The organism is Clostridioides sp. ES-S-0123-01 (assembly GCF_020658415.1).
Classification (GTDB): Bacteria; Bacillota; Clostridia; order Peptostreptococcales; family Peptostreptococcaceae; genus Clostridioides.
Genome location: NZ_JACVWD010000002.1, coordinates 87,570 through 103,544, shown reverse-complemented (window position 1 = coordinate 103,544; position 15,975 = coordinate 87,570). Strand labels below are relative to the sequence as shown.

At 26.6% G+C, this 15,975-nt stretch carries 14 protein-coding genes; 13 read left to right on the top strand and 1 reads right to left on the bottom strand.

Features of this window, described 5'->3' with window-relative positions:
• The 12 genes from IC175_RS04090 to IC175_RS04035 all read left to right on the top strand — a co-directional run bounded on the left by IC175_RS04090 (window position 1) and on the right by IC175_RS04035 (window position 12,832).
• A complete protein-coding gene (locus IC175_RS04090; protein WP_227851147.1) occupies window positions 1-729 on the top strand; it encodes a DUF4422 domain-containing protein in 729 nt (242 codons plus the stop codon).
• Window positions 730-748: 19 nt separating this feature from the next.
• Complete coding sequence (locus IC175_RS04085) at window positions 749-2,557, top strand: glycosyltransferase (RefSeq protein ID WP_227851146.1); 1,809 nt, start codon at window positions 749-751, stop codon at window positions 2,555-2,557.
• Window positions 2,558-2,587: 30 nt separating this feature from the next.
• Window positions 2,588-4,138, top strand: a complete 1,551-nt coding sequence (locus IC175_RS04080) for a hypothetical protein (RefSeq protein WP_227851145.1) — start codon at window positions 2,588-2,590, stop codon at window positions 4,136-4,138.
• Window positions 4,139-4,162: 24 nt separating this feature from the next.
• Window positions 4,163-4,933, top strand: coding sequence for a glucose-1-phosphate cytidylyltransferase (rfbF, locus tag IC175_RS04075; RefSeq protein ID WP_227851144.1), 771 nt, complete (start codon window positions 4,163-4,165; stop codon window positions 4,931-4,933).
• A complete protein-coding gene (gene rfbG / locus IC175_RS04070) occupies window positions 4,933-6,054 on the top strand; it encodes a CDP-glucose 4,6-dehydratase (RefSeq protein ID WP_413927231.1) in 1,122 nt (373 codons plus the stop codon). Before rfbF ends, rfbG begins: the two co-directional genes overlap by 1 nt.
• The gene (locus IC175_RS04065) at window positions 5,987-6,913 is read left to right on the top strand and encodes an NAD-dependent epimerase/dehydratase family protein (protein ID WP_227851142.1); all 927 of its coding nucleotides are present in this window, start codon (window positions 5,987-5,989) and stop codon (window positions 6,911-6,913) included. The genes rfbG and IC175_RS04065 overlap by 68 nt, the downstream gene beginning before the upstream one ends.
• Window positions 6,913-8,076, top strand: a complete 1,164-nt coding sequence (glf, locus tag IC175_RS04060) for a UDP-galactopyranose mutase (protein WP_227851141.1) — start codon at window positions 6,913-6,915, stop codon at window positions 8,074-8,076. The genes IC175_RS04065 and glf overlap by 1 nt, the downstream gene beginning before the upstream one ends.
• A gap of 41 nt (window positions 8,077-8,117) precedes the next feature.
• A complete protein-coding gene (locus IC175_RS04055) occupies window positions 8,118-9,092 on the top strand; it encodes a glycosyltransferase family 2 protein (protein WP_227851140.1) in 975 nt (324 codons plus the stop codon).
• Between the two features lie 93 nt (window positions 9,093-9,185).
• Window positions 9,186-10,133 carry a glycosyltransferase family 2 protein gene (locus tag IC175_RS04050; protein WP_227851139.1) on the top strand — a complete coding sequence of 316 codons (948 nt, stop codon included), beginning with the start codon at window positions 9,186-9,188 and terminating at the stop codon, window positions 10,131-10,133.
• Window positions 10,134-10,194: 61 nt separating this feature from the next.
• Window positions 10,195-11,589: an undecaprenyl-phosphate glucose phosphotransferase gene (locus IC175_RS04045; protein ID WP_227851138.1), complete on the top strand. Its 1,395-nt coding sequence runs from the start codon at window positions 10,195-10,197 to the stop codon at window positions 11,587-11,589.
• 47 nt (window positions 11,590-11,636) lie between these two features.
• A complete protein-coding gene (locus IC175_RS04040; RefSeq protein WP_227851137.1) occupies window positions 11,637-12,074 on the top strand; it encodes a small multi-drug export protein in 438 nt (145 codons plus the stop codon).
• A gap of 50 nt (window positions 12,075-12,124) precedes the next feature.
• Window positions 12,125-12,832 (top strand): PIG-L family deacetylase, encoded by a 708-nt coding sequence (locus tag IC175_RS04035; RefSeq protein ID WP_227851136.1) that lies wholly within the window; start codon window positions 12,125-12,127, stop codon window positions 12,830-12,832.
• A gap of 63 nt (window positions 12,833-12,895) precedes the next feature.
• Here the strand turns inward: IC175_RS04035 and IC175_RS04030 are convergent, their stop codons facing one another.
• Entirely contained in the window at window positions 12,896-13,297 is a 402-nt protein-coding gene (locus tag IC175_RS04030; RefSeq protein WP_227851135.1) for a GtrA family protein, read from the bottom strand.
• Between the two features lie 229 nt (window positions 13,298-13,526).
• Between IC175_RS04030 and IC175_RS04025 the strand changes: the two genes are divergently transcribed.
• Complete coding sequence (locus IC175_RS04025; protein ID WP_227851134.1) at window positions 13,527-15,938, top strand: cell wall-binding cysteine protease Cwp84; 2,412 nt, start codon at window positions 13,527-13,529, stop codon at window positions 15,936-15,938.
• Window positions 15,939-15,975 lie beyond the last annotated feature (37 nt).

Here is a 15,975-nt window from a genome sequence, read left to right as displayed (position 1 = left end):
ATGTCAAATAAATTAGCAATATTTATGGCAACGCATGATAAAAAGTGTGAAAATATACCAAAATGGTGTGTACCAATACAAGTTGGTGCTGAAATTTCTTGTAAAAGTTACGAAAAAATTTTGGATAATACAGGAGATAATATATCAGATAAAAATAAGGTTTTCTGTGAACTTACAGCATTATATTGGATGTGGAAAAATACTAACTATGATTATATAGGATTAGGCCATTATAGAAGAAGGTTTGAAATTGATGATGTTAAAGCTATGGATATTTTAAAAAAGTATGATATCATATTGCCAAAAGAAAGAAAGTTTAAGATATCTTTAGAAAATCAATACTTAAAGGAGCATAAAACAAATGATTGGTATATCATGATTGGATTATTAAAAGAGATGTATCCAAAATATTTTCAAACAAGTAGAAAAGTTTTCTCTGGAAATAGTCTATATTGCTATAATATGTTTATTTCATCAAGGTCTATATTTGATAGTTATTGTAAATGGTTATTTCCATTATTATTTGAAATAGAAAAAAAAGTTGAGATTTCAGATAGGAGTAATTATCAAAAAAGATACATAGGGTTTCTAGCAGAAAGGTTATTGACATTATATGTTATTCACAATAATTTTATAATATTTAATGATAAAGTTATGTTAGATTATAAGAAGAAAGAGATTGGATATTTTAAAAATTTTATTAATGATATTTTATTTAAGCTGGGGTAAAATTAGAAAGGACTGTTTTATGATACTGCAAAATTTGTTATTTCCTAAAATTGGAGTTTGTACAATTGAAAGATTGTATTATAGGGTAAATAAACCAATGAAAAAAGATAAAATATATTTTGATGATATGAATGGAAATATATTATTTAATGAAAAAAACTTAGCTTTAGTTTTTGATACATACTTTAATTCTTTTTCAATTGAGAAATGGAATAAATACACTAAATTGGACTATTTGAGTCTAAGATTAAAATTAAAAGGAAAATTTAGGGTGATATTAATAAATAAAGAAAAAATACATGAAGAAGTTTTTGAGAGTATATTAGATGAAGTGGTGTTTGACTCTAAAGATATTGAAGAAATAAATATAGAATTTAAGTCTTTTAATAAAAAAGGAGTTTATGCTTTTATATTGGAAGCCTTGGAAGATAATTCTATATTCTATGGTGGAGGATACTATACTGATATAAAAGAAGCTTCTCTAGAAAATATTACAATAGCAATAGATATATGTACTTTCGGAAGAGAAAAGTTTATTGAGCGTAATTTGAGAATTTTAAAAGAAAGTATATTAGAGAATAAAGATTCGATTTTATATGATAAATTGAAAGTTTATATAGCAGACAATGGTAAGACATTAAATATAAATAATTTGTCTGACAATAACATAAATATATATCCAAATAAAAATACAGGTGGAGCAGGTGGTTTTACAAGAGGTCTTATTGAAATATTAAAGGAAAAAGAAAAAAATAAAATAACTCATGTATTATTAATGGATGATGATATTATAATTGAACCAGCCTCATTAGAAAAAACATATAATTTTTTAAGGTTGATAAAAAAAGAATATAAAGACGTATTTATTGGTGGAAGTATGCTTAGATTAGATAAACAATATATACAAGTAGAATCTGGGGCATCATGGTATGGTGGAGCTATTGATTCATTGAAAAATAATTTAGACCTTAGGAAAGTAAAGGCAGTTATTCATAATGAGGTAGAGGAGTACAGTGAATACAATGCTTGGTGGTATTGTTGTATGCCAATAGATATTATAAAAGAAGATAATTTACCTCTTCCTATATTTATAAGAGGAGATGATGTTGAGTATGGGCTTAGAAATATGAAAAATCTAGTTACTTTAAATGGAATCTGTGTTTGGCATGAGCCATTTGAAAATAAATATACATCTTTTTTACATTATTATATTGTTAGAAATTTACTTATAGATAATTCATTGCATTTTGATAGATATAATAAGTTTAAGTTTTTAAAGTTTTTATTTAAAAGAATAACTAGAGAAATGTCTTATTATAGGTATAAAAATGTAGATCTTATATATAAAGCTGTAGAAGATTTTTTAAAAGGAGTTAATTGGATAAAATCTTATGATGGAGAATTACTTCATAGTGAAGTAATGAGTATGGGATATAAAGCAGTAAAAGTAGAAGAGTTGAATATACCATTTTCATATTTAAAATATAAAGAGAGTCTAGATCAATATGAGAGAAAGATACATAAGTTAAAAAGATTTGTTACATTAAATGGATATATATTGCCAGCTAGAGGAACCAATATAGTGTCTATGGCTCTAGCTAGACCAAGTAATTTTTATAGAGTTAAAAGAGTATTGAATTATGATGTTACTTCAAATAAAGGATTCATAACAGAAATAAATAGAATACAAGTGATAAAAAATTATTTTAAATTTATTGTTTTAGCTTTTAAAACAATTTTTAAATTTAATAAAGTAAAATCTGAGTTTAAAGATAGAGTACATGAATTAACTAATGTAGAGTTTTGGAGTAAATACTTAGATATTTAGTTCAATATAGTGAACAATGAAAGGAAAGTTATGATAAAAATAAAATCAAAAAATTTGGTTATAATTGCATATTTATATTTAATAATTCCTATTTTAATTTTCTTTATGACATGGTTAAAGCTCTATATAGGAATTACAATGTCAACCTTATTAGTAATTGCTTTTTATAAGTTAATAAAAAAAGATTATAGTAATGATGACAGATTTATAGAAATAAATAAAAAAACTTTTTTTTATATAACTATAGTATTATTAATATTTGTGTATTTAACAGGGCAAGGAGGATTTTTTTTCCAATACAGTGATAATAGCACAAGGAATGCGATGTTAAGAGATTTGATATATTTTAAGTGGCCTATAATTTATCCAGAAACAGGAAATGGTTTAGTGTATTATTTTATGCATTGGATAATACCAGCATTTATAGCTAAGCTATTCATAAATACAAGTTATGCTTTTTTAATAGGTAGAATAGCTTTATTCATATGGACTTTTATTGGAGTTTTCATAGTAATTCTATTAATAAATCAATACTTAAAAGTTTCAAGAACAAAATTAATTTGGATAGTTGTTATAGTTTTTATTGGTTGGGGTGGAATAAATATAATTGGAGGTATTGTATCAAATACTTTTAGCTTGATAGATTTTGATCTAAATACATATGGATGGTGGACAAACTTTACAATCAATAATCAGCCCTTTGGATATATGTATCGATCTAATATGGATCAGCTTTGTTCAACATATAATCAAACTATTGCTCCATGGATAGCAATAGTAATATTGTTACTGAACAAACAAAAAATAAGAAATTTTGCTTTTTTAGGTTTATGCATATTACCATATGCTCCATTACCATTTTTAGGGTTATTTATAATAATGTTCTCATTAGGTATGAGGTATGTTTATATTGAAGGAATATGTAGAAAGAATTATACTAAGGTATTAAAAGAAGTGTTTAGTTGCCAAAATATACTTGCAGTGTTTACTATATTTGTAGTGTTTTTACTATTTTTTAGTTGTAATGTTGCATATTCAGGTGGAGTTGAGGGTGCTAGTACTGGTCTATATGTTCCTCTTAAAGAATATGGAGCAATTAGATTAATTGTGTTATTCTCATTTTATGTATTAAGTTTTGGTTTATATATGTATTTTATATTAGAAGACAATAAAAATAATTTTATGTATATAATTATAGGTATTTCTCTAGTTATAATTCCTTTTTTTAGAATTGGGAAGTTAGCAGACTTTTGTTGGAATGTATCTGTTCCTGCTTACTTTTGTTTAATGATTTTAGTTACTGAATTTTTATTGGATAAAATAAGATACAATAGAGAAATAAATCTTAAATTTGTTGGCTTGATAATTTGTTTATCATTATCATTTTTAAATCCAATTTCGCAAGCTTGTTTTGGAATTAAAATAGCTATAATAGAAAAAAATGTGTTTTTGATGGTAGACAATACAGTGACTTTTAGTGATAAAAACATAGGTGATGAAGGAACAGAAGCTATGGATTTACATAACTATTTAGTTCCACAGCCTTATAATAAGCCATTTTATAAATATTTAGCAAAATAAATTTGTATAAAAGGAGATGTTTTAATGAAAGTTGTTATATTAGCAGGAGGTTTTGGTACTCGTATTAGTGAAGAAAGTCACTTAAAGCCAAAACCAATGATTGAAATAGGAGATATGCCAATCTTATGGCATATTATGAAATCATATTCAGCATATGGATACAATGATTTTGTAATATGTTGTGGATACAAAGCTTATGCAATAAAACAGTATTTTGCAGATTATTATTTACATAGTAGTGATGTGACTTTTGACTTCACTAATGAGAATAAAATGGAAATACATGACAATTTTGCCGAACCATGGAAAGTAACATTGGTAGATACAGGATTAAATACTATGACTGGTGGTCGTGTAAAGAGAATTCAGAAGTATATAGGAGATGAAACTTTTATGCTAACCTATGGTGATGGAGTAAGTGATTTAAATATTGATAAGCTTGTAACATTCCATAGACAACATGGTAAAATAGCCACAATGACTGCAGTTCAACCAGAAGGTAGGTTTGGTGTTTTAGATATAGAAAATAATAGAATACATGCATTTAGGGAAAAAAGTAAGGATGATAGTGGGTTTATAAATGCAGGTTTTATGGTGTTAGAGCCTGATATATTTGATTATATTGATGGAGATAATAGTATATTTGAGAGAGAGCCATTAGAGAAGATAGCAGAACAAGGTAAATTAATGGCTTACAAGCATTTTGGTTTTTGGCAATGTATGGATACGCAAAGGGATAAAATGTTTTTAGAAAAATTATGGCAAGATGGGAAAGCGCCTTGGAGGAAATGGTAATGTTAGATTTTTACAAAGGGAAAAGAGTATTTATAACAGGTCATACTGGATTCAAAGGGTCTTGGTTAACAAAAATATTATTAGATGCAGGTGCAGAAGTAACTGGATATTCATTGAAACCAAATATGAAACAAAACTTATTTTCTATAATTTCAATAGAAGATAAAATAAATTCCTTTATAGGGGATATAAGAGATTTGAAATATCTGAAAGAAGTTTTTTTAAAAGTACAACCTGAGATTGTGATTCATTTAGCAGCACAACCTATTGTACGTGAAAGTTATAATGATCCTGTATACACTTATGAAACTAATGTTTTAGGAACAGTCAATATTTTAGAATGTATTAGATTATCTAATACTGTAAGGTCTTTTTTGAATGTTACAACAGACAAAGTTTATGAAAATAAAGAATGGGAATGGGGATATAGAGAAAATGAGATATTAAATGGATATGATCCATATTCAAACAGTAAATCTTGCTCAGAATTAGTAACTTATAGTTATAAAAATGCTTTTTTTAAAAATAGAGATATTTCTATCTCAACAGCTAGAGCAGGAAATGTAATTGGAGGAGGAGATTTTTCAAAGGATAGAATTATTCCAGATTGTATAAAAGCTGCATATAATAACGAAAATATAGTTGTGAGAAATCCAAACTCAATAAGACCATATCAGCATGTATTAGAAGCACTATATGTTTATCTTATGATAGTTAAAGAACAATATAGTAATAGAGATATTGCTGGTTTCTATAATGTAGGGCCTGATGATAGTGATTGTATTACAACTGGAGAATTGGTGGAAATTTTTTGTGAAAAATGGGGGAAAAATCAAAATTGGATAACTAAATCTTTTGAAGGTCCACATGAAGCTAATTTTCTCAAATTAGATTGTTCGAAATTAAAATCAACTTTTGGATGGAAACCAAAATGGAATATAGATACTGCTATTGAGAAAACTATAGGATGGTTTAAAGAATATCATGAAAATAAAGATGTTTCATTAATTATGGAAAAACAAATTAATGATTTCTTTGGTTGGGAGTATAGATATGAAAAAAGTTATCATAACAGGAGCGAATGGGTTTATAGGAAGGAATCTAGTAAGATTATTTTCTAAAAAAGATTTCATTGTGTATGCTTTAGTTAGAAAAGGTTCAAACTGCAAACATATTCTTGAACTTGATAATGTAAATATAATAAATTTTGAATTTGAAAAATTAGATTTACTAGAAAATATTTTACCTAATAATATAGATTTATTATATCATCTTGCTTGGGTTGGTGTAGATACAAATCTAAAAAATTATGAAGAAATGCAACTTAAAAACATAGATTATAGCTTGAAAATGTTGAAACTAGCTGATAAACTTAAAGTGAAAAAGATAATATACCCAGGATCTGTTTCAGAATATGCTTACAATGATAAGCTTTTAAGTGGATTTGATGTACCAAGTCCAACAGATTTTTATAGTGCTTCAAAAGTAGCAGTACATTATATTTGTGATTTATATGCAAGACAACATAATTTAAATTTTGTATGGGCGCTTATATCAAGTGTATATGGTCCAGGGCGAGAAGATAATAATTTAATTACATACACAATAAAAAGTTTGTTAAATTCAGAAGTCCCTAGTTTTACTAAATTAGAGCAAAGATGGGATTATATTTACATAGAAGATTTAATTGATGCATTGTATAAAATAGGCGAAAGTTATAACTGTAGCAATATATATCCTATAGGCAGTGGAGAAGATAGAACCTTATTTGAATATGTAGAGATAATAAGAAATATCATAAATAGAAATTTAAAATTAGGAATAGGTAAATTACCATATAAATCTAATAGGATTGATAATTCTATAGTTGATATAGAAAGATTAGAAAAAGATACTGGATTTAGGGCCTTATATCCATTTGAAATAGGGATTGAAATAACAATAGAATATTTTAAACAAAAAATGGGAGATATAGATTGATGTATGATTGTGTGATAGTAGGAGCTGGATTTTGTGGAGCAGTAATTGCAAGAAAAATAGCAGAGGAGTTGGATAAAAATGTTTTAGTTATAGAAAGAAGAAATCATATTGCTGGCAATGCCTATGATGAATTGAATGATATAGGGATTTTAGTTCAAAAATATGGACCTCATATATTTCATACAGATAGTGAGGAAGTATATAATTTTATACTAAAATATAGTAAGTGGAATGATTACAAACTTAAATGTGAGGTTGTTATGGATGGTAAGAATACTCCATCACCATTTAATTTTGACACTATAGAAATGTTTTTCGATGAAGATGAGGCAAAATTAATTAAGGAAAATATAAAATTAGAATATCCAGATAAGAACAAGGCAACTATAGTAGAAATGTTAGAATCTAATAACTATGTTGTAAGGAACTATGCTGAATTTCTTTTTAAGAAAGACTACAGTCTATATACATCTAAACAATGGGGAATATTGCCAAAAGATATAGATATAAATGTTTTAAAACGTGTTCCAGTAAGATTTGATTATGTTGACATGTATTTTGATAATAAGTATGAATGTTTACCAAAAGATGGGTATACAGTTTTTTTTGATAATTTATTAAATCATAAAAATATTGAACTAGTTAAAGGTGTAAATGCGCTAGAGCATATTAGTATTAATAATAATAGGTTATTAATTAATGGTATCGATAGTTTAATTCCAGTAGTTTTTACTGGAGCTATTGATGAGCTATTAGAGTACAAGTATGGTAAATTACCATATCGTTCTCTTTATTTCAAATATGAGATAAAGGAAGTTGATAGTTTTCAAAATGCTCCTGTTGTGGCATATCCACAAGTAAAAGATTATACTAGAATTACAGAGTATACTAAGTTGCCATATCAAGATGCTAAAGGTAAAACAACCATCGCTTATGAATTTCCTATTCAATTTGACAATGAAAAAAATGGGATAGAACCATATTATCCTATTATTAATGATGAAAATCAAGAGAAATATAATAAATATCTTGAGCATGTTAAGAAAATAGAAAATCTATTTTTATGTGGTAGATTAGCAGATTATAAGTACTACAACATGGATAATGCTATTGAGAGAGCTTTTTATGTGTATAGTGAATTAAAAAGATACATGTTAAAGTAAAGGATTTAATAATTGTGTAGTAATTGTAGAAAGGATATAAGATGAAAAAAACAATAACAATAGTAATTCCAACATATAAAGAACAGGATAATATTATACCTGCATATGATGAAGTAACAAAGGTTATGAATGAAGAACTTAGTAACTATAATTATGAGATTATGTTTATTGATAATGATTCACCAGATAATACTAGAGTTTTAATAGAGCAGCTTTGTAAAAAAGATAAGCATGTAAGAGCAATTTTTAATGCTAGAAATTTTGGACAAATGCGTTCACATTTTTATGGATTAAGAGAAGCACAAGGTGATTGTGCAATTTTGCTTCATGCTGACTTACAAAATCCACCAAAGGTCATGGTACAATTTGTAAAGGAGTGGGAAAAAGGTTCAAAAGTTGTAATAGGAATAAAAGATGATAGTAAGGAGAGTAAATTTATGTTTTTCGCTAGAACTTGCTATTATAAAATGATGTCAAAGATTTCGGAAGTTGAGCAAATAAGGCATTTTTCAGATTTTGAGTTGTTAGATAGAGATTTTCTAGATGTATTAAGAAGTCTGAATGATCCGCTTCCATATTTAAGAGGAATAGTATCTGAACTTGGCTTTAAGATGTCTAGGGTACATTACTCTCAAAATAAAAGAGAAAGAGGAAAAACAACAGCAAATATTAAAGTATTATATGACTTTGGTATGCTAGGTATTACTTCTTATTCAAAATCAATTATGAGATTGGCAACTATATTCGGTTTTGCTCTTTCTGGAATAAGTGTAGTAATTGCGATTATAACATTGATAATGAAATTAATTAATTGGAATGCATTTCCTACAGGAGTTGCTGCAATAAGTGTTGGTGTGTTTTTTCTAGGTTCAGTTCAATTATTTTTTATTGGATTTTTAGGTGAATACATATTAAATATAAATACTCGTATTATGAATAGACCTTTGGTAATAGAAGAAAAAAGAATTAACTTTGATAATTGTTACACTAAAAAAGAAAATGATAACTTGATTTAGTTAAAAAATGTGTTCTTAATTTGTGTCATAAAGAACACATTTTTAGATAAATTTGTTATTATGATTTAATATATTTGGAAAGTAGAGAGAATTATGGTTGATATTGTGATTCCAAACTATAATGGAGAAAGTTACTTGAAAAATTGTATAGAATCAGTTTTAAAACAAACTTATACTGATTTTAGAATTATAGTTATAGATAATAATTCAACTGATAGTTTATATTCTTGGATTTATGATTACAAAAATATAATCTTTAAACGTCTAGATAAAAATTATGGTTTTAGTAAGGCTGTAAATGAAGGAATAAAATTATCAAAATCAAAATTTGTGGTAATGCTGAATAATGACACAGAAGTTGATAAAGAATGGCTTAAAAATTTAGTTGAATTAATAACTTCTAACAAGAAAATTTTTTCTGTTAGTTCAAAAATGATAAGATATGATAACAAAAATATTATAGATGATGCTGGAGATGAATATACATTATTAGGTTGGACATTAAAAATGGGAGATGGTAAAAGTATAAATAAATTTAACAAACAGAGGCTTATATTTAGTTCTTGTGCAGGAGCAGCTATTTATAGAATATCTATGTTAGAAAAGATAGGATATTTTGATGAAAATTTTTTTGCATATATGGAAGATGTTGATATATCTTATAGAGCTTTAATAAATGGGTATAAAAATGTATATTGTCCAGATGCTAAAGTATATCATATTGGAAGTGCTACATCAGGAAGTAAATATAATTCATTTAAGGTAAATTTATCTGCTAGAAACAATATATATGTTATATATAAAAACATGCCAATAGTACAGATGATTTTTAATAGTCCATTTTTATTGGTTGGATTTCTAATAAAGTATTTATTTTTTATTAAATGTGGATTTGGAAAGGAGTATAGAAGTGGAATTTTATCTGCATTTAGACAGTTTAGTGAAATAGAAAAGATAAAGTTCAAATACAGAAATATATTTAGATATATTTATATTGAATGGCTATTGATAATAAATACTTTTAAATTATTTAAAAAATGAAGTAAATAATTTAATGTTTATAATGAAATAAATTTATTAATATTTTAAAGAAGGTGCTATTATGATTAAAGAAAATCAAAAAATTCTAAATAAAGTACAAATAGGTATAGATATAATTGTAATATTAATTTCTTTTATATTAGCATATTTCACGAAATTTGATGTATTAAAAGGAACAAATTCGATAGGAAATCATAGTTATATAATAACAACTTTTTGTTCTGTGTTAATATATTTTATATTGTACAATGTATTAGATTTATATAGCACAAAGAGAACATGTAATATATATAAAGAAATAACAACAATCATAAATGCAAATATTATAGGAGCATTAATATTAATATTAATTCTATTCATAATAAAATTAATAAATTATTCAAGAATGGTACTTGTGTTCTTTATAATATACAATATAATATTTATGAGTTTGAGTAGAATAATACTAAGGTATATTTTACATAAATATAGAAGTAAGGGGTTTAATCAAAAACACTGCTTGATAGTTGGAGCAACTGATATAGGAAAAAAATTAACAACAAAGATTAGAAAAAATCATCAATGGGGATATAATATAGTGGGATACTTAGATGATAAAATTAATACATCAGATATATTTGAAAATTTATTAGTTCTAGGAACTTTAGATGAAATAGAAATAATATTGAAAAAAATATATATAGATATAGTATTCATTACAGTTGATTTGGATGAATTTCACAAAGTTGGAGAAGTAATAAACCAGTGTGAAAAGGCAGGAGTAAGAACAAATATAATTCCATATTATTATGAATATGTATCATCAAAACCATATATGGATTACTTAGATGATATACCAATTATAGATACAAGACGTATCCCTTTGGATAATTACATAAATAACACATTCAAAAGAATATTTGATATACTATTTTCTTTGTTTGCTATATTTATAACGTTACCTATAATGTTATTTTCAGTGATAATGATATGGTTCACATCTCCAGGCGAAGTAATATACAAACAAATCAGAGTAGGTTTAAATAGAAAAAATTTTAATATGTATAAATTTAGATCTATGAAAGTTCAAAAAGAAGAAGATGAAAAATTAGAATGGACTACAAAAGGTGATTTGAGGAAGACAAAATGGGGAGCTATAATGAGAAAGGTTAGTATAGATGAACTACCACAATTTTTTAATGTTTTAAAAGGAGATATGTCAATCGTAGGACCAAGACCAGAAAGACCATTTTTTGTAGATAAATTTAAAGATGAAGTTCCAAGATATATGGTAAAACATCAAGTAAGACCAGGCATAACAGGTTGGGCTCAGATAAATGGATACAGAGGTGATACTTCAATAGAAAAAAGAATAGAACATGATTTGTATTATATAGAAAATTGGACATTTTTATTTGATATAAAAATAATATTTTTAACATTATTTAAAGGAATTATAAATAAAAATGCATATTAGAGTAATAAGTAGTATTTTTTATAAATATGAATACAAGGAGAGATATATTGGAATATGTAAATTTAATATTTTTTTCTATGATACCAGTCATAGAACTTAGAGGGGCTATACCTATGGGTTTGGCATTAGATTTGAATCCACTATTGGTATATTTAGCATGTTTAATTGGTTCTACCATAATAGGGATACCAATATTACTAACATTCAGATATATATTAAATTATTTAAAAGTGAAGGGATATTTTAAGTATTTAATTAATTTGCTTGAAAATAAATTACGTAAGAGAGCAAAACAATTAAAGTCCATAAGTGTAATTGGAATAATTTTGTTTGTTGGAATTCCGCTACCAACTACAGGAACTTGGAGTGCAGCTGGAATTGCATCATTACTTGAAATGAGATTGAAAGATGCAATTTTAGGAATATTTTTAGGTAATGTTTTATCTGGAGGTATTGTATTTGCAATAGCATATCATGTATTTTAAGAAAAAATTATAATATTAACGGATTTTTTATTAAAAGGGAGGACATAAGATTGGTAGAAGCAACTTTATTTTTTTCACCACATCAAGATGATGAAACTTTAAGCATGGGAAATGCAATAATTGAACATGTTGAAAAAAGTGATACACATGTAATACTATGTACAGATGGTAGTAAATCAATAATAAGAAAGGTATTAGATGATGGAGGAACATGCTCATATCATATAAAAGACATACATAAATATTCTTTGCCAGAAGAAGAATTTTCAAAAGACAGAGATGAAGAATTTAAAGATAGTTGTAAGGAAATGGGAGTTAAAGAAAGTAATATACACATAGAAGAAAATAGAGCTCATGATGGAGAATTGAGTAAAGAAAAAGCAAAAGAGATAATATTGAAATATTTGGATAAATATCCAAATGCAAGAGTAAAAACAGTTACTCCATATAAAGCTAGTGGAATACATGAAGACCATAGAGCTTTAGGTGAAGCTGCATTAGAGTTATATGAAGAAGGAAAAATAAAGGATTTAAGATTTTATGTAGAGCCATATGATTATAATGATTTCACTAAAGTTAATCCAAATGTAGAAGTATGGAAAGTTTTAAATAGCCAAGAAAATAAACTACTGAATGCTATGAATGCTTATAAAAAATGGAATCCAGAGAATGGACAGTATGCAATAGGATATCATTCTGTAAAATCACACTTTGATGAATTAAAGGAAAATAAGATTCAATATGTACATACACCTTAATATCTAATATATTTATATTACTTAAATATATAGCTAAGCCTACTGAAATAGTAGGCTATTTTTTTATTTAAGATTATTAAAAATTATCATCTTACTAAATAAATAATTTAAAATTATAACAATTATATTAGTAATAATTTTAACTATAATATCATTTACAAATAGAAAATCAATCATTATATACATAATTAACATTTCAATAAAACCAGAAAATAATCTAAAACTAATAAATGATAAAAATTCTTTAAATAAGAATATCATCTCAGTTTTCATACTTTCGAACACAAAAAATTTATTTGTAACATAGGCAAATAAAACAGCAAGTATCCAAGCTAAAGTATTTGCAATAATAAAATTAAATGAAATAACTCTAGTAAAAAATAAATATGAAACTATATTTACAAAGGTAGTAAGTGCTCCAAAGAATAAATATAATATTGTCTCTTTATGTTTTTTTAAAATCAAATATAACCCTCCCAAACTAATTAAATATAACTATCTTTAAATAAAAACTAACACATTTTAGTATAACATATCCATTAATAAATCAATAGATTTTAAAATACTATAAAGAATAAAACTATAAGATTATATAATTAATATGTACTTATAATCCATATTTTATAAAAATAAAATATGACCTAGATTTAGAAATCTGATATAATAAAAATTAAATACATATAAGGGGGTAAATATGAGAAAGTACAAATCAAAAAAATTGTTAAAGCTACTGGCGTTGTTGACAGTCTGCTTTTTAATAGTGTCAACAATACCTGTATCAGCAGAAAACAATAAAACTCTAACTGGAGTAGAAACTGCAGAGTATTCTGAAAGCTATCTTCAATACCTAGAAGATGTAAAAAATGGAGACACAGCAAAATATAATGGAGTAATACCAATTCCACATGAAATGGAAGGTACAATACTTCAAAATAAGAGTAGAAGTACTCTTCCATCATCATATAAAGCAAGTGTAGCATACAATCCAATGAACTTAGGTCTAACTACACCAGCGAAAAATCAAGGAGAGCTTAATACATGTTGGGCATTTTCTAGTATGTCAACTTTAGAAGCATATTTAAAGTTAAAAGGATATGGAACCTATGACCTTTCAGAAGAGCACTTTAGATGGTGGTCAACTGGAGGAACATATGGATGGAATTTAGACGATATGTCAGGTAGCTCAAATGTAACAGCTATAGGATATTTGACTGCATGGGCAGGGCCTAAATTAGAAAAGGACATACCATATAATCTTAAATCTGAAGAACAAGGTGCAACTAGACCTTCAAATATGGATACTGCACCAACACAATTTAATGTAACAGATGTTATTCGTCTTGGTAAAGATAAAGAAACTGTAAAAAATGCTATAATGCAATATGGTTCTGTTACATCAGGATATGCACATTATACTAATTATTTTAATGATGATGAAACAGCATATAACTGTACAAATAAGAGAGCACCTTTAAATCATGCTGTAGCTATAGTAGGATGGGATGACAATTATTCAAAGGACAACTTTGCTTCTGATGTTAAGCCAGAATCAAATGGAGCCTGGTTAGTAAAAAGTAGTTGGGGAGAATTCAACTCTATGAAAGGATTTTTCTGGATTTCTTATGAAGACAAAACTATTTTAACAGATACAGATAATTATGCAATGAAATCAGTATCAAAACCAGATAGTGATAAAAAAATGTACCAACTTGAATATGCTGGTCTTAGCAAGATAATGTCAAATAAAATAACAGCAGCAAATGTATTTGATTTCAGTAGAGAATCTGAAAAACTTGACTCAGTTATGTTTGAAACAGACTCTGTAGGAGCAAAATATGAAGTATATTATGCACCAGTAGTAAATGGAGTTCCTCAAAATAACTCAATGACAAAACTTGCAAATGGAACAGTGTCATACTCTGGATACATAAATGTACCTACTAACTCTTATAACCTACCAAAAGGAAAAGGAGCAATAGTAGTAGTTATAGATAACTCAGCAAATCCTAATAGAGAAAAATCTACTTTAGCATATGAAACTAACATAGATGGATATTACTTATATGAAGCTAAAGCAAACTTAGGTGAAAGTTACATACTTCAAAACAATAAATTTGAGGATATAAATACATATAGCGAGTTCTCTCCTTGTAACTTTGTTATAAAAGCTATAACAAAAACATCTTCTGGACAAGCTACTTCAGGAGAATCTTTAACTGGAGCAGATAGATATGAAACAGCAGTTAAAGTTAGTCAGAAAGGATGGACTTCTTCACAAAATGCAGTACTAGTAAATGGAAATGCAATAGTGGATGCTTTAACCGCTACACCATTTACAACAGCAATTGATTCTCCAATCCTTTTAACAGGAAAAGATAACTTAGATTCAAAAACTAAGGCAGAGTTACAAAGATTAGGAACTAAAAAAGTTTATCTAATAGGTGGAGAAAATTCTCTAAGTAAGAATATACAAACTCAACTTAGCAATATGGGTATATCAATAGAGAGAATTAGTGGTAGTGATAGATACAAGACTAGTATATCTCTAGCTCAAAAACTAAATAGTATAAAATCTGTTTCACAAGTTGCAGTAGCAAATGGTGTCAATGGACTTGCAGATGCAATAAGTGTTGGTGCAGCAGCTGCTGACAACAATATGCCAATAATACTTACTAATGAAAAGAGTGAGTTACAAGGGGCTGACGAGTTTTTAAATTCATCAAAAATAACTAAGTCTTATATAATTGGTGGTACAGCTACTTTATCATCAAGCTTAGAAAGTAAGCTTTCAAATCCAACAAGACTTGCAGGAAGTAATAGAAATGAAACTAATGCTAAGATAATAGATAAGTTCTATACTAATTCAGATTTAAAATATGCTTTTGTTGTTAAAGATGGTTCAAAAAGTCAAGGTGACTTAATAGATGGACTAGCAGTAGGAGCATTAGGTGCTAAAACTGATTCACCAGTAGTTCTAGTTGGAAATAAATTAGATGAAAGTCAAAAAACTGTACTTAAATCTAAGAAAATAGAAACTCCAATTAGAGTTGGTGGAAATGGAAATGAAAGTGCTTTTAATGAATTAAATAATCTTTTAGGAAAATAATAATGTTAAATGTTTTATAGTTTAAAAAATATTTAAT